The organism is Aurantiacibacter hainanensis, assembly GCF_036321025.1.
Lineage (GTDB): Bacteria > Pseudomonadota > Alphaproteobacteria > Sphingomonadales > Sphingomonadaceae > Alteraurantiacibacter > Alteraurantiacibacter hainanensis.
In genome coordinates, this window is sequence record NZ_JAZAPB010000002.1 from 107,424 (window position 1) to 121,590 (window position 14,167).

Here is a 14,167-nt window from a genome sequence, read left to right on the forward strand (position 1 = left end):
GGAAGTCGGATTAGATCCGACGTGGCGCACAGTCACCTTTGGCTATCCGGTTCGGCGAGAAACGTGAGCTCGATGCTGAAGTCACCGTCCTGCACCTCGAGGTGATGAGGCACCGTCGGCGGCACGTCGATGCTCTCTCCTTCGCGCAGGACGACCGCTTCTCCCTCGTTGGCGGTGTCATCCCACGCGAAGCCGATCTCGCCGGAGAGAACGGTGAGCCGCGCCCAGGTTCCTTCCTTGAGCCTGTGTTCCTTCAGCAGCCCGGCGGGCAAGCCGGCGGTGTCGAACGGCCCGATCGTCCGATAGGCCTCGACCGAATCGGGCGCCGTGAACCTGCGGCCTGGTTCCGCCGCGCTCATGCCGCGCCGCCAGAGAAGGCTATGATCGCCGCGACTGCCACTCCGAAGAAAGCGATTGCTGCGGGGACCACGAGAATCTGCCCGTATACGGCCTTGCTCTCCATCGGTCCGAAGTGGGTCATCAGGAAGCCATCGCGATCGAGCGGCGAAGCGCCGCGACCGGGGTTCTGCAGAACCATGACGCGGCTGACCGCGAAGAACACCGCCACGTAGACGATCGAGACGGCGATGGAGAGCATCGCCTTTCCGCTCGTTCCCAAAGCGGCGATCATGGCGGCAAGAAAGAGACCGTAACAGGCGATCATCGTCAGCCAGATCCGGGCCGGGAGCTCGAAGCCACGGGATTCGGGCTGGGCAACCGGCAGTTCACGGGGAGCGACCTCGATCTCGGGCAGAATGTCTTCCAGCCGGTCCGCAATCTCGAATTCGCGGCGATGATCCTTGTATTCAAACATGGGGTAGGCTCCTTCTTTCGATTGCTCCGCCGATGCCATCACGATCGATGGCGATGCCGGTCAGCAGGCTTTCCGCGATCATCCGCGCGCGTTGCCCCACCAGTTCCACGGCCTGGGGGCCGGGGTTCATCTGGCGAAGGTTGGCGTAGAAAAGCTCCAGCCACCGGCTGAAATGCTGCTCGGTCAGACCGGGAATGGCGATGTGCTTCACCATCGGATTGCCTGAAAATTCGCCGCTGTTATGCAGCACCGAACGCCAGAACTGCTTCATGCGGGCGAGGTGGGGCGGCCACTCGGCAATCCGCGCGGCAAAGATGGGGCCAAGCAGATCGTCCTGGCGGATCGAGGCATAGAAACCCTCGGCCATTTCCGAGATGAAGTCTTCATCGATCCCGATGGCCTCCGCCTCGGCGCGCTTTGCCGCGCGGGCCTGCCGGGCGTGATCGCGCAGGCGTGTCTTCTCGGCTGTTTCGGTCATGGCTACGACCCTTAAATTAGTATCTTGGATACCCATTTAACTGGCTTGTCGATAAAATCAACATCCTATATGCATATTTAATGCAGCTAAGCCTGAAGACCGACTACGCCCTTCGCATGCTGATGGCGCTGGCTTCTACCGACGAGGTTCTCTCGGTGGACTGGATGGCCAAGCACTACGACATATCGCGAAATCACCTGTCCAAGGTCGCGCAGCACCTGAACGCCGCGGGTCTGGTGAAGACAACCCGCGGGAGGGGCGGCGGCATGCAACTGGCCCGCCCGCCGAAGGACATAAATGTCGGCTCCGTGGTGCGCGAATTCGAACGCTTCGAGGGCTTCGTCGCCTGCATGGGCGGCGAAGCGGGATGCGTTATCGATGGAGTATGCGGCCTGAAGCCGGCACTGGGCGGAGCGCTGGAGGCCTTCCTCCGGCATCTCGACCAGTTCACCCTGGCGGATATCGCCCGGAAGCCGGCAGCGATCAGGGAACGGCTGTTGGGCGCGGCGCTGTAAGGCGCGCGCGCCCGCTCATGGTCACCGCCAGGCCGGGCGGGCGGTGAAACCTACTTCTTGGCCCGCTCGATCGCGTCCAGCACGATGCGCTTGGCTTCGGCGGCATCGCCCCAGGCGCCCACGCGCACCCACTTTTCCTTCTCCAGGTCCTTGTAGTGGGTGAAGAAGTGCTCGATCTGCTGGAAGATGATGCTGGGTAGATCCTTCGTCTCACCGACGTCCGAATAGTACGGGAAGGTCGTGTCGACAGGCACGCAGACCAGCTTCTCGTCGCCGCCGTGCTCGTCTTCCAGGTGCAGAACGCCGATCGGGCGCGCACGCACCACGCAGCCGGCCATGAAGGGGCTGCGCGCGATCACCAGCGCATCCAGCGGGTCGCCATCGGGCGACAGCGTGTGCGGCACGAAGCCGTAGTTCGCCGGATAGCGCATCGGCGTGTGCAGGATGCGGTCGACGAACAGCGCCCCCGACTTCTTGTCGAATTCGTACTTCACCGGCTCGCCGCCTGTCGGCACTTCAATGACCACGTTCAGGCTCTCGGGCGGATTGTCGCCCGTGGCAATGTGTTCGATACGCATGGATGCTCGTCCCTTTACGGTGTGTCTGGCACCCCTCCCAAATCCGCTGGCGCGCCTAGCCCAAGCGTCGCCGATTGCCAAGCGCGGGGATTGGGCGCACATTCCGGACAAAGGCAACAAGAGTCGTTTTGGGGACAGGAGAAACGCGATGCATGTGGGTCTGGCCACGGGATTTGCCCATCAGGGCGGCGAACACGGAAGCGATGCGGACTTCGTTCGCAACGAGATCGGCAACCTGCTGCTGGCGGAGGAACTGGGCTTCGATTCGGTGTGGATCACCGAGCACCACTTCTCCGATTACTCGATGTCGAACGATCCGTTGCAGCTGCTCACCTATATCGCCGCGCGCACGAAGCACGTGAAGCTGGGCACGCAGTGCATCATCGTGCCGTGGCACAACCCGGTGCGGCTGGCCGAGAAGATCATCAATCTCGATATCCTGTCCGGAGGCCGCGCGATCCTGGGTTTCGGCGGCGGGCTTTCGGCGCACGAATTCGCCGGCCTGGGAGTGGACCAGAACAACAGCCGCGCGCTCTACAACGAAGTGCTCGACGTGCTGATACCGGCGCTGGAGACCGGCGTGATCGAGGGCGAGGGGACTTTCGGCAAGATTGCCCGCAGCGAATTGCGCCCCGGTCCGATCAAGAGCTTCGAGGGGCGCAAGTTCTGCGGTTCGCTTTCCGGATCCTCGATGTATTCCGCGGCAAAGCACGGTTTCGGCAACATGGTGCTCATGCTGCCGCAGCGCGGGCAGGAGGCCCCGCCCAACCAGTACCGCGAGGTATGGCAGGAAGTGCACGGGGACGGCAGCGAGCCGCCGCCGCCGATGCTGAGCGGCAACTTCTACATCCACGAGGATGCCGACTACGCAGCCGAGCAGGGGCACAAGTATCTCGCCCACACGATGCGCTCGGCCGTGAAGAACTACCACCTCGACACGCCCGGCACCTATGCCGACGTGACCGGTTACGAGCATTACGAGAAGATGATGCTGGATAGCCCCGAGGCGATCGAGGAATATGTCACCAAGTTCGGCAAATCCGCCGTCACCGGCACGCCGCAGATGATCCTCGACCGGATGTGGGAGCTGAAGGAAATCTACAAGCCGCAGGGCTTTTTCCCGCACGTCCACTTCGGCGGCATGCCGCAGGAGGATGCGGAACGGTCCATAAGGCTGTTCGCGAAGGAGGTGCTGCCCGAGCTGAAAAGCTGGGAAGCCGAGACCAGCATCGACGAGCGCTTCCTGGAGGCTGCGGAGTAGTTGCGCGAGCGCCGGGCGCGGCCTAGAGGCTGCGGCCCATGAGCAAGGGAAAAACACCGCAGGCCATCAGGGGCACGCAGGACATTTTCGGACCCGAGGCGGAGGCCTTCGCGTTCGTCGTCGAGACTTTCGAGCGCGTGCGCAGGCTCTATCGCTTCCGCCGGGTGGAAATGCCGGTGTTCGAGAAGACCGAGGTGTTCGCCCGCTCGATCGGCGAGACGACCGATATCGTCTCGAAGGAGATGTACACCTTCACCGACCGCGGCGACGAGAGCCTGACGCTGCGCCCCGAATTCACCGCCGGGATCTGCCGCGCCTTCCTCACCAACGGCTGGCAGCAGCACGCCCCGCTGAAGGCCGCGACCCACGGCCCGGTTTTCCGCTACGAACGTCCGCAGAAGGGCCGCTACCGCCAGTTCCACCAGATCGACGCGGAGATCATCGGCGCGGCCGAACCGCAGGCCGATGTCGAACTTCTCGCGATGGCCGACCAGGTAATCCGCGAGCTGGGCATCGAGGGCATTACACTGCACCTCAACACGCTGGGCGATGCCGATACGCGCGAGGCGTGGCGGGCGGCGCTGGTCGATTATTTCGGCGCGGTGAAGGGCGAGCTTTCGGAGGATTCGCAGGAGCGGCTGGGCAAGAACCCGCTGCGCATCCTCGATTCCAAGGACCCGCGCGACCGCATGTTCGTGGCCGATGCGCCCAAGATCGACGCCTTCCTGTCGGACGATGCGCGCGCATTCTTCGACGCCGTCACCAGCGGCCTCGATGCGGCGGGCGTGAAGTGGACCCGCGCCGAAAGCCTCGTGCGCGGGCTCGACTACTATCGCCACACCGCCTTCGAGTTCATCCCGGACGAGGGCACTGCAGCCGCCGATGCGCTGGGCAGCCAGAGCACCATTCTTGGCGGCGGGCGCTACGATGGCCTGATGGAAAGCCTTGGCGGCCCGCACACGCCCGCGGTCGGCTGGGCCGCGGGGATCGAGCGGCTGGCGATGCTCGTGGGTGACAGTGGGGAAGCTCCGGCAGACGCCATCGTGGTGGTCGAGGACGATGCCCTGATGTCGCGCGGGGTCAGCACGCTGGGCGCACTGCGCGCAGCCGGGATGGCGGCGGAAATGATCGCCAGCGGCAGCCCCCGCAAGCGTTTCGACAAGGCGGTGAAGGCCGGCGCGCTCGCCATCGTCGGTCTCTCGCTGCGCGATGGCGAAGAGAACGTCCGGATCAGGGCCGATGACCATCTGACCGCGCAGATCGAGGCGCTTCTCAATTGACCATCCCCGCCGAACGCCTCCGCCAGATCGCCAATCGCTTCGCCGAGCTCGAGGCGCGCATGGCGTCGGGCCAGCTCGAGGGCGAGGAATTCGTCCAGGCCAGCCGCGACTATGCCGAGCTGGAGCCGGTGGCGAAGATCGCCGCCGAGGTTTCCGCCATGCGCGAGGAGATCGCGGGGCTGAACGACATGCTCTCCGACCCCGAAATGCGCGCCATGGCGGAAGAAGAACTGGCGAGCCTGAAAAAGCAGTTGCCCGAAGCCGAGCGCAAGCTGGCGCTCGCCATGCTGCCGCGCGATGCGGCGGACCAGCGTCCGGCCATGCTGGAAATCCGCGCCGGCACGGGCGGTGACGAGGCGGCGCTTTTCGCGGGCGACCTCTATCGCATGTACGAGAAATACGCCGCCGAGCAGGGCTGGAAGGTGGAGCCGGTCAGCGTGGCCGCCGCCGAGGTTGGCGGATTCAAGGAAATCGTCGCCAACGTCACCGGAACGGGCGTGTTCGCCAAGCTGAAGTTCGAGAGCGGCGTCCACCGCGTGCAGCGCGTGCCCGTGACGGAAAGCGGCGGACGCATCCACACCAGCGCGGCGACAGTGGCGGTGCTGCCGGAGCCGACGGAAGTCGACGTGTCCATCGACGAGAACGACCTGCGCATCGACATCTACCGCTCCAGCGGAGCAGGCGGGCAGCACGTGAACACGACCGATTCCGCGGTGCGCATCACCCACGTGCCCACCGGTATCGTGGTGGCGATGCAGGACGAGCGCAGCCAGCACAAGAACCGCGACAAGGCGATGAAGGTGCTTCGCTCGCGCCTCTACGAAAAGCGCCGCGAGGAAGCCCACGGGGCCGAGGCCGAAGCGCGCAAGGCCATGGTGGGCAGCGGCGACCGCTCCGAGCGCATTCGCACCTACAACTTCCCGCAGGGCCGCGTGACCGATCACCGCATCGGCCTCACCCTGCACAAGCTGCCCGAGGTGCTGGAAGGCACGGGGTTGAGCGAGCTGGTCGACGCGCTGATCGCCGAGGACGAGGCCAAGCGCCTGGCGGCGATGGACGCGTGACCGTCGGAGAGGCGCTGCGCGAGGCCGCCGCGCGTCTAGCAGCCAACAGCGACACCGCGCGCCTCGATGCGGAATTGCTGATGGCCCATGCGCTGGGCGTGTCGCGGTCAGACCTGCTGCTTCGCCATACCCGCGACGCCGCGCCGGAACTCTTTGCCGCTCTGGTCGAGCGGCGCGCGACGTGCGAGCCCGTCGCCTACATCGTCGGGCGGCAGGAATTCTACGGGCTCGAATTCGCCGTCACGCCCGCCGTGCTGATTCCGCGCGGCGACAGCGAAGCGGTGGTGCGGACGGCGCTGGCCGCCGCCCCCGATGCCGCGCGCGTGCTCGACCTCGGCACCGGATCGGGCGCGCTCCTTCTCGCCGTGCTGAGCGAATTGTCCGGGGCCGAGGGTATCGGCGTCGATGCCTCACCCGCCGCCGTGCAAGTCGCCCGGTCCAACGCCGTCTCGCTGGGACTGGCGGGCCGCGCCGCCATGCGCCTTGCAGACTGGACGAGAGAGGGCTGGGCCGATGAGCTTGGCCGGTTCGACCTGATCCTGGCCAATCCCCCCTATGTCGAGGACAACGCCGAACTCGACGCCGACGTGCGCGACTACGAGCCCGCCAGCGCGTTGTTTGCCGGCCCCGAGGGACTGGACGACTACCGCGCGATCATCCCCCAACTGCCGCAGTTGTTGACAGAAATCGGCATCGCCGTGCTCGAAATCGGGGCCAACCAGGCAAGTGCTGTCTGCGAAATCGCGCACGAACACGGGTTTGCTGCCGTTGCACATAAAGACCTTGCCGGACGCGACAGGGCGCTCGAATTGCGATTAAGGCTTGGCAAAGGCGAATCGAGTAGCTAACTCTATGCATAGGTCGACAGCGCGGGGCGCTGGACCGAAATCCGACATTTGCCTGTACTGCGGCTGCAAGGCCGCGTCACGACTATGCAGATGACGGACGGAAAACACCTCGTGAGGGGGTGTCTTCACGAGGGGTCAGATGGCGAATGCGGCATTGTCCGCAGCCAGATTGAGGAAGCGAATTTCCCTTGAATAGCAATCGAAACAACAATCGTCGGCGCGGCCGCGGCAGTAATAATAATCGCGGCGGGGGCGGTGGTGGAAACCAGTCCAACAACCGCATCGATTCCCGCGCCCGGGGCAATGCCCCGCAGATGCTGGAAAAGTACAAGAAGCTGGCGCACGAGGCCTCGCTGAACGACGACCGTGTGCAGACCGAGTACTACCTGCAGTTCGCGGATCACTATTTCCGCGTCATCGCCGACAACAAGGCGCAGAAGGAAGAAGCCCAGGCCAAGCGCAATGCAGACCGCGGGCCGGACAATTCCGACGACGACGATGACGACGACAACGACGATCGTCAGAACAAGCCCAAGGGCCGCCGCGGCAACACGCGCGGTCGCCGCGACAACATGGCGGAGCCGGAGGAAGGCTACGAAGGCACCTCGGGCGACCAGGAAGACGACGAAAATCCGTTCACCAAGACCGAGAAGCCCAAGAAGCAGCGCAAGCCCGCTGCGCGCAAGCGCAAGGATGCCGAAGAGCAGGTGAACGACGACGGCAGTCTCGATCCCGACATGCTGCCCCCGGCCATCGCCCGGGGATCGGACGACGATGAGGATGAGAAGCCGCGCCGCAAGCTGAGCCGTTCGCGCCGTACGCGGTCCGATGAGGACGACGGCGGGGAAGCCCTGGAAGCGGTCAACTGATCTGACAGGCTGACAGCATTGTGGATCGGCGCTAACGGACCGCCATGAACAGCGCGTCTGCGATTGTCGATCGGATCGCCGCCCACCCGCGGCTTGCCTCCTTGGCGCTTGGCCTGCTTTCCGCAACCGGTTTTCAGCCCCTGGGCCTCTGGCCCGTCGCCTTGCTGGCGGTGGGCCTGTTTGCGCCGCTTGCCGCCCGCGCGAGCAGTTGGCTGCGCGCCTTCGGCCTGGGCTGGCTGTTCGGCGTGGCCCATTTCACGTTCGGCAACAATTGGATCGCCACGGCCTTCACCTACCAGGCGGAGATGCCTGCCCTGCTGGGCTGGGTCGCCGTGCCTTTGCTGGCAATCTATCTTGCTGTCTATCCGGGGTTGGCTGCCTTGCTGGCCTGGCTCGTGACACGCGGTCGCTTCGGCTGGGCCTTTGCGCTCGCCTTTTCGGGCGGCTGGATCGTCACCGAATGGATGCGCGGCTGGGTCTTCACCGGCTACGCCTGGAACCCACTCGGCATGCTGCTGCTCGGCCCGTTCGACCGGCCGGGCCTCGCCGCGGTATCGCCGCTGATGGGCACCTATGCCCTTTCCGGTCTGGCTGTCCTGCTGGGCTGCGCCCTGGTGCTGCTGGCCAGGGAGCGCAACTGGTTGGCGGGCGGCGCGGTGGCCGTTCTGCTCGCCGCGGGCATGTACTGGCCGGCGGGCGAGGGCGAGGACGGCGAGTTGCTGGTCACGATCGCCCAGCCCGACATTCGCCAGCCCACCCTTTCCGATCCGCAGTTCTACGAACCGAACTTCGCGCGTCTCGCCCAGCTCTCGCCCCGCCCCGAAGGCGAGGCCGCGCCGCGCATCGTGCTCTGGCCCGAGAGCGGCATGGTGGACTACCTTCGCGAAGGCTATCCGCAGCGCTACTACGATCGCACCACGGCGCTGGGCAGCCCCGCCTATGCTCGCCGCCGCCTGGGCGCGACGGTGGGCGAGGGCAGCGTGCTGCTGACCGGCGCGGTGGACCTGGAGATCGAGGCCGACGAGAGCGGCTGGCTGCGCGCCGTGGGTGCGCGCAACGCGGTTACCGCCGTTTCATCCGAGGGCGAGATACTCGGCGGTTATGCTAAGGCGCACCTCGTGCCCTACGGCGAATACCTCCCGTTCCGCGACGTGCTAGAGCCGCTCGGCCTGTCCCGACTGGTGGCCGGCAGCATCGATTTCTGGCCGGGGCCGGGACCGCGCACGCTGGACCTTGGCGTCCATGGCAAGGCCGGGGTCCAGATCTGCTACGAGATCGTCTTTCCCGGAGAAGTGACGGAGCCCGGCAACAGGCCGGACTATATCTTCAACCCGTCGAACGATGGCTGGTTCGGCGCCTTCGGTCCGCCGCAGCACCTGGCGCAGGCCCGGATGCGCGCGATCGAGGAAGGGCTGCCGGTTCTGCGCGCCACCACCACGGGAATCAGCGCCGTGATCGACGCCCGCGGCGTGGTGCGCCAGCACCTCGGCCAGAACGTGCACGATCGTATCGACACGCGTGTTCCCCCGGCCGCCGAACCGACTCTTTTTGCGCGGCTCGGCAATATACTTTCGCTGCTCTGGGCAGGGACCTTATTGGCGGCCGCTTTCGTTGCAATGCGCAGGGGCCGTGGCTAAGCCGACGGCCAAATACCCAGAATCATCGCGAAGGAAATCGACGCAATGCGCAAATCCTACCTGTTCACCTCCGAAAGCGTTTCCGAAGGCCACCCCGACAAGGTGTCGGATCAGATTTCCGATGCCGTGGTCGACCTCTTCCTGTCCAAGGATCCGGAGGCCCGTGTCGCCTGCGAAACGCTGACCACCACTAACAACGTGGTGCTGGCAGGCGAGGTGCGCGGCAAGGGAATGATCGATACCGACGGCAACTGGGAAATCGGTGCCAAGGCCGAGATCGAGAAGGTCGTGCGCCAGACGGTGAAGGACATCGGTTACGAACAGTCGGGCTTCCACTGGGGCGACCTCACCTTCGTGAACCACCTGCACCCGCAGAGCGCCGACATCGCGCAGGGCGTGGATGCCGGCAGCGAAGGTTCCAACAAGGATGAAGGCGCGGGCGACCAGGGCATCATGTTCGGCTTTGCCTGCGACGAGACGCCCGACCTGATGCCGGCGACGATCGACTACAGCCACAAGATCCTCGAGCGCATGGCCGCCGACCGCAAGAGCGGCAAGGCTCCCTACCTGGAGCCCGACAGCAAGAGCCAGGTGACCCTGCGCTACGAGAACGGCAAGCCGGTGGCCTGCACCGCCGTCGTCGTATCCACCCAGCACGCGCCGGGTTATGACGAAGGGGACAAGGAAGCCGAGCTGCACGACTACGTGAAGGGCGTCGTGGCCGATATCCTGCCCGACGGTTTCCTTTCCGACGAGACGAAGTGGCACATCAACCCGACGGGCAAGTTCGTGATCGGCGGACCCGATGGCGACGCCGGCCTGACCGGCCGCAAGATCATCGTCGATACCTATGGCGGCGCGGCTCCGCACGGCGGCGGCGCATTCAGCGGCAAGGACCCGACCAAGGTCGATCGTTCCGCCGCCTACATCACCCGCCACCTGGCCAAGAACGTCGTGGCCGCCGGCCTCGCGACGCGCTGCACCATCCAGATCGCCTATGCCATCGGCGTGTCGGAACCGCTCTCGCTCTACGTCGACACCCACGGCACCGGCACGGTGGACGAGGAGAAGATCGAGGAAGCGATTCGCGCCAACGAGAAGCTGGGCGGACTGACCCCGCGCGGCATCCGCACCTACCTCGGCCTCAACAAGCCGATCTACGTCAAGACCGCAGCCTACGGGCATTTCGGTCGCAAGGCGGAAGGCGACTACTTCCCGTGGGAGCGCACCGACCTTGCCGATGACCTGAAGGCCGCGCTGGCCTGATCCGACGAAGCGCGCGGCATGCCGGGCACTGCCCTCACCGCCGCGCCTTCTTCCCGGCATCGCGTAACTGCGCTGGACGCGCTGCGCGGCGTGGCCGTGATCGGCATCGTGCCGATGAACGTGATCGCCTTTTCCATGCCGGCAAACGCCTACCTCAATCCGCGGGTCTGGGGCGGGACGGACGCGCTGGAGACAGCGCTGTGGGCGGTGAGCTTCGTGCTCGTCGAGGACAAGTTCCGCGCTCTATTCGCCATGATGTTCGGGGCGGGCGTGGCGATCCTGCTGGGTCGCGGCGAGGGGCGCCCCGTTGGCGCGCACTATGCCCGAATGGCGGTGCTGCTGGGCATCGGCCTGGCCCATGCCGTGGTGCTCGCGAACAACGACGTGCTGCGCATCTATGCCGTGTGCGGCCTGCTGCTGCCGATTGCCATGCACTGGAGCGTGCGCCGCCTGCTGTGGGCGGCGGGCCTGCTGATCGCGGCGCAGCTGGCGGTCTCGGGCTACTACGCGTGGGGCTGGCTGGACTACTGGTATCAGCGCGTCGGCGGCATACCGGTGGATCCCGCGCCACAGGAGATTGCCGAGCGAACCTACGGCGGCCATCCCGATACCACCGCAGCTTCGCTGGCGCGTGGGGAGGAGAGCCTGACCGAGCGGCTGGTCCGGCGGGTGTCCGATCCGATGCTGCAAGTCCGCTTCATCATCGCCTCCATCCCCTCCGCACTGGCTTCCATGCTGCTGGGCACGGCGCTGTGGCGCAGCGGGCTGCTGGCCGGTGAGTGGGACGCGATCCGTGCATTGCGGCTGGCGCGCAGCTGCGCGGTGATATCCATTCCGGTCCTCATCTCCCTTGCCGCATGGTCCATTCTCTCCGGTTTCGACCCGATCGTCACCGCCGCCAATGCCATCGTCCTGTCCGCGCCGTTCGATATCGCCCTTGGCACCGGCTATGCCGCGCTGGCGATGGCGCTGTTCGGGGGCGTGATGAAGGACCACGCGGCTACCCGGCTGCTGGCCGCGGCCGGTCGCCTTGCACTCACCAACTACCTCGGCACCAGCGTGATCTTCGCCGCCCTGTTCGCTGCCTGGGGGCTGGGTCTGTTCGGCGAGGTTTCGCGCGGGCAGGCGCTGCTCCTTTCCCTCGTGCCCGTCATCGCCATGCTGGCCTGGTCGCGCCCGTGGCTGGCGCGCTTCCGCCAGGGTCCGGCGGAGTGGCTGTGGCGCAGCCTGGCCGGTTTCAGACGCCTGCAGCTGCGGCGGGAGCGGGGGGTGGAGTCCTGACCGTCTGCATGTCGGCCGACAAGTGGCGCGCGGCGAGGAAGTAGTGCGCTGCGGCCCACAGGTAGAACAGGCCACCCAGCGCCATCGCGATGGCCAGCCCGCGCGCCGCGCCGTAATCGACTGAAAGGCTGTCGCTGAACCAGCCCAGCAGCGAGGGACCGAGCCCGCCCGCCACGCCGTACACGCCGTTGAGCACCGCCGCGGCCGTTGCCCGCATGCGCGGGTGCATCAGGTTCTGCAGCGTGGCGTAGGTGATGCCGAGATAGCCGAAGTTGAGGAACGTCGCGATGGAGACCAGCCCCAGCAGCAGCGGCAGGTGGTCCTGCAGGATAGCGAAGGCGTAGAGCGGCCCGCCTATCAGCAGGCAGACCGCCGGGATCAGGGCATAGGCCTTCGGGTTGCCCTCGCCGAACCGGTCGCCCGCCCAGCCGCTGCCCACCACCGAGAGCGCGGCGGGCAGGCTGGCGATCAGCCCTGCATAGAGGCCGGCCTCGGCCAGCCCGACCTCGAACTGGCGCACCATCAGGCTGGCGAAGAAGAAGTTGAGCCCGAAGCCCAGCATGGCGGCGAGCGCGGAACCGATCACGAGGTTGCGCGCGCTCTTCAGGCGGAACAGCCGCCCCAGCACGGCGGTGAAGGGCGGCACGTCCTCGCTCGCGCCGGGGTCGTGCTGGCCGCGGCGCGGCTCCTCGATGAAGAACCAGGCTACGAAACCCATCACCAGCCCCGGTATGGCGGCAATCAGGAAGGTCATCCGCCAGCCGAATTCCTGCGCGATCCAGCCGCCGCCGACAAAGCCGATGAAGGCTCCCAGCGGCGGGGAGAGCAGCAGGCAGGAAATCGCGAGGCCGCGCTTGTTGGCGGGGAAATAGTCCGCAACCACCGACTGGTTGCCGGGCAGGCCAATGGCTTCCCCCAGTCCCACCCCCATGCGGGCCACCAGCAGCTGCACCCAGCTGCCGGCCCAGCCGCAGGCGGCCGTGGCGACGGACCAGAATATCGTGCCGAAGGAGATCAGCGTGAGACGGCGCACCCGCTCCGCAATGCGCGCCACCACCAGCCCCGCGCCGATGTTCAGAAGGGCGAAGGCCCAGGCCATCAGGGAAACCTGCGCGTCCGATAGGCCGAACTCGGCCTTCACCGGCTCCACGAGCACGTTCACCACGATGCGGTCGATGAAGCCGACCGTGGCGATCGAGGCGATCACCACCAGCGCCAGCCACGGCGATTTGCTGCGTTGGATCATGAACCCTCCCGGATGAAAGGCATAAACGAAAACGGCGGCCCCGCAATGGAGCCGCCGTCGTGACCATGTTCGGCGAGAGGGGGCCTAGACGGGCTTCGCGCCGTGGTTCTCGCGCACCCAGCGGCCAACCTTGCGGCCGTAGCGGGCGATCATCTGCATGTTGAAGAAGTGCCAGCAGCCCAGCACCATTACGGCGAGGCCAACCTTCGTGGCAACGAAGCGGATCGCCTCGGCCATCGTGGCGGGTTCGCTGCCCAGGCTGATGGTGAGCAGGATGAAGCCCACGTTGACGAGGTAGAACCCCACCACCAGCAGGTGGTTTGTGCTGCGCGCCAGCACCTCGTCATGCCCGAAGCAATCCACCAGGAAGACCTCGCCGTTGACACTCAAGGTGCGCGCGACCCAGCCCGTGAGAGCGATGGCGATGAAGAGATAGGCGAAGTAGCTTAGTTCGGTCATTGGACTTCTCCTTCTAGTAAATCATGTCGTGGTAGGGATTGGTGGTGTCTTCGGTTTCGTCGACGGGCTGGGAGTCAGGGCGCGCCAAACTTTCGCGGTAGTTGCCCCAGATATTGCCGGTCACGCCGCCTGCCATGGCGCCGAACAAGCCGAGGAACAGCCCGGCCCCTATCGAGCCGCCGTTGAATTCGCCTTCGAACCAGCCAGCGAACAGCACTGGCAGGAGCACGCCGCCGATGATGCCGATGGTGGCGTAGATCGCCGTCTGCTCGCGCCGGAAATGGCGCAGAAAAGCGGTAAGGGGCAGGCCGATCAAGGTCATGCCCGCCAGTGCTCCGGCAAAAGCAATCCCCAGCGGCAGCAGGGCCACCAGCAGGCCACGGGGCTCACCATCGCCGACGAGCATCGCCAGTCCGAGAGGCACCGTGCCCACCAGGAAGACCCCGCCGCCTGCGACCGCCCCCCAGCCGATGGCGCGAAAGAATGTGCCGATCAGCAATGCAAGTTCTTCGTCGGTAATTTCTGTAAAATCAGAAACTCTATCGCGTGGATCGGCAGTCATGGCGAGTGA

Annotated in this window: 16 protein-coding genes; 9 read left to right on the forward strand and 7 right to left on the reverse strand. The window is 65.8% G+C overall.

Features of this window, described 5'->3' with window-relative positions:
* Nucleotides 1-32: 32 nt before the first annotated feature.
* The 3 genes from AAA989_RS08060 to AAA989_RS08070 are packed head-to-tail and all read right to left on the reverse strand — an operon-like array spanning nt 33 to nt 1,292.
* Nucleotides 33-359 carry a TehB-like domain-containing protein gene (locus AAA989_RS08060; protein WP_338242378.1) on the reverse strand — a complete coding sequence of 109 codons (327 nt, stop codon included), beginning with the start codon at nt 357-359 and terminating at the stop codon, nt 33-35.
* A complete protein-coding gene (locus tag AAA989_RS08065) occupies nt 356-814 on the reverse strand; it encodes a hypothetical protein (RefSeq protein WP_338242381.1) in 459 nt (152 codons plus the stop codon). Before AAA989_RS08065 ends, AAA989_RS08060 begins: the two co-directional genes overlap by 4 nt.
* Nucleotides 807-1,292 (reverse strand): group III truncated hemoglobin, encoded by a 486-nt coding sequence (locus tag AAA989_RS08070; protein WP_338242385.1) that lies wholly within the window; start codon nt 1,290-1,292, stop codon nt 807-809. Before AAA989_RS08070 ends, AAA989_RS08065 begins: the two co-directional genes overlap by 8 nt.
* 80 nt (nt 1,293-1,372) lie before the next feature.
* Between AAA989_RS08070 and AAA989_RS08075 the strand changes: the two genes are divergently transcribed.
* Nucleotides 1,373-1,807, forward strand: coding sequence for an RrF2 family transcriptional regulator (locus AAA989_RS08075; RefSeq protein WP_338242388.1), 435 nt, complete (start codon nt 1,373-1,375; stop codon nt 1,805-1,807).
* Nucleotides 1,808-1,857: 50 nt separating this feature from the next.
* Here the strand turns inward: AAA989_RS08075 and ppa are convergent, their stop codons facing one another.
* Nucleotides 1,858-2,385 carry an inorganic diphosphatase gene (gene ppa / locus AAA989_RS08080; protein WP_338242390.1) on the reverse strand — a complete coding sequence of 176 codons (528 nt, stop codon included), beginning with the start codon at nt 2,383-2,385 and terminating at the stop codon, nt 1,858-1,860.
* A 148-nt stretch (nt 2,386-2,533) separates the two neighbouring features.
* On the opposite strand from ppa, the gene AAA989_RS08085 reads away from it, so the two are divergent.
* The 8 genes from AAA989_RS08085 (at nt 2,534) to AAA989_RS08120 (ending at nt 11,891) form a co-directional block, all read left to right on the forward strand.
* Complete coding sequence (locus AAA989_RS08085) at nt 2,534-3,646, forward strand: LLM class flavin-dependent oxidoreductase (protein ID WP_338242392.1); 1,113 nt, start codon at nt 2,534-2,536, stop codon at nt 3,644-3,646.
* Between the two features lie 38 nt (nt 3,647-3,684).
* Nucleotides 3,685-4,926, forward strand: coding sequence for a histidine--tRNA ligase (gene hisS, locus AAA989_RS08090; RefSeq protein WP_338242394.1), 1,242 nt, complete (start codon nt 3,685-3,687; stop codon nt 4,924-4,926).
* Nucleotides 4,923-5,990 (forward strand): peptide chain release factor 1, encoded by a 1,068-nt coding sequence (prfA, locus tag AAA989_RS08095; RefSeq protein WP_338242396.1) that lies wholly within the window; start codon nt 4,923-4,925, stop codon nt 5,988-5,990. The genes hisS and prfA overlap by 4 nt, the downstream gene beginning before the upstream one ends.
* A complete protein-coding gene (gene prmC, locus AAA989_RS08100; RefSeq protein ID WP_338242398.1) occupies nt 5,987-6,838 on the forward strand; it encodes a peptide chain release factor N(5)-glutamine methyltransferase in 852 nt (283 codons plus the stop codon). Before prfA ends, prmC begins: the two co-directional genes overlap by 4 nt.
* Nucleotides 6,839-7,026: 188 nt before the next feature.
* Nucleotides 7,027-7,707: a DUF4167 domain-containing protein gene (locus AAA989_RS08105; RefSeq protein WP_338242401.1), complete on the forward strand. Its 681-nt coding sequence runs from the start codon at nt 7,027-7,029 to the stop codon at nt 7,705-7,707.
* 44 nt (nt 7,708-7,751) lie between these two features.
* Nucleotides 7,752-9,344 carry an apolipoprotein N-acyltransferase gene (gene lnt, locus AAA989_RS08110; protein ID WP_338242403.1) on the forward strand — a complete coding sequence of 531 codons (1,593 nt, stop codon included), beginning with the start codon at nt 7,752-7,754 and terminating at the stop codon, nt 9,342-9,344.
* Between the two features lie 45 nt (nt 9,345-9,389).
* Nucleotides 9,390-10,610, forward strand: a complete 1,221-nt coding sequence (gene metK / locus AAA989_RS08115) for a methionine adenosyltransferase (protein WP_338242405.1) — start codon at nt 9,390-9,392, stop codon at nt 10,608-10,610.
* An 18-nt stretch (nt 10,611-10,628) separates the two neighbouring features.
* On the forward strand, nt 10,629-11,891 hold the full coding sequence (locus tag AAA989_RS08120) for a DUF418 domain-containing protein (RefSeq protein ID WP_338242406.1): 1,263 nt from the start codon (nt 10,629-10,631) through the stop codon (nt 11,889-11,891).
* On the opposite strand, the gene AAA989_RS08125 is transcribed toward AAA989_RS08120, so the two are convergent.
* The 3 genes from AAA989_RS08125 to AAA989_RS08135 form a co-directional block, all read right to left on the reverse strand.
* Nucleotides 11,848-13,137, reverse strand: coding sequence for a spinster family MFS transporter (locus AAA989_RS08125; protein WP_338242409.1), 1,290 nt, complete (start codon nt 13,135-13,137; stop codon nt 11,848-11,850). The genes AAA989_RS08120 and AAA989_RS08125 overlap by 44 nt on opposite strands.
* A gap of 84 nt (nt 13,138-13,221) precedes the next feature.
* Nucleotides 13,222-13,596 carry a hypothetical protein gene (locus AAA989_RS08130; protein WP_338242412.1) on the reverse strand — a complete coding sequence of 125 codons (375 nt, stop codon included), beginning with the start codon at nt 13,594-13,596 and terminating at the stop codon, nt 13,222-13,224.
* 13 nt (nt 13,597-13,609) lie between these two features.
* Nucleotides 13,610-14,158, reverse strand: a complete 549-nt coding sequence (locus tag AAA989_RS08135; protein ID WP_338242414.1) for a hypothetical protein — start codon at nt 14,156-14,158, stop codon at nt 13,610-13,612.
* Nucleotides 14,159-14,167 lie beyond the last annotated feature (9 nt).

Coding starts and splice junctions, on each gene's coding strand:
- AAA989_RS08120 (WP_338242406.1), top strand. CDS start 10,629: ATGCCGGGCACTGCCCTCACCGCCGCGCCTTCTTCCCGGCATCGCGTA.
- AAA989_RS08130 (WP_338242412.1), bottom strand. CDS start 13,596: ATGACCGAACTAAGCTACTTCGCCTATCTCTTCATCGCCATCGCTCTC.
- AAA989_RS08075 (WP_338242388.1), top strand. CDS start 1,373: ATGCAGCTAAGCCTGAAGACCGACTACGCCCTTCGCATGCTGATGGCG.
- hisS (WP_338242394.1), top strand. CDS start 3,685: ATGAGCAAGGGAAAAACACCGCAGGCCATCAGGGGCACGCAGGACATT.
- metK (WP_338242405.1), top strand. CDS start 9,390: ATGCGCAAATCCTACCTGTTCACCTCCGAAAGCGTTTCCGAAGGCCAC.
- AAA989_RS08085 (WP_338242392.1), top strand. CDS start 2,534: ATGCATGTGGGTCTGGCCACGGGATTTGCCCATCAGGGCGGCGAACAC.
- ppa (WP_338242390.1), bottom strand. CDS start 2,385: ATGCGTATCGAACACATTGCCACGGGCGACAATCCGCCCGAGAGCCTG.
- AAA989_RS08135 (WP_338242414.1), bottom strand. CDS start 14,158: ATGACTGCCGATCCACGCGATAGAGTTTCTGATTTTACAGAAATTACC.
- AAA989_RS08065 (WP_338242381.1), bottom strand. CDS start 814: ATGTTTGAATACAAGGATCATCGCCGCGAATTCGAGATTGCGGACCGG.
- AAA989_RS08125 (WP_338242409.1), bottom strand. CDS start 13,137: ATGATCCAACGCAGCAAATCGCCGTGGCTGGCGCTGGTGGTGATCGCC.
- lnt (WP_338242403.1), top strand. CDS start 7,752: ATGAACAGCGCGTCTGCGATTGTCGATCGGATCGCCGCCCACCCGCGG.
- AAA989_RS08070 (WP_338242385.1), bottom strand. CDS start 1,292: ATGACCGAAACAGCCGAGAAGACACGCCTGCGCGATCACGCCCGGCAG.
- AAA989_RS08060 (WP_338242378.1), bottom strand. CDS start 359: ATGAGCGCGGCGGAACCAGGCCGCAGGTTCACGGCGCCCGATTCGGTC.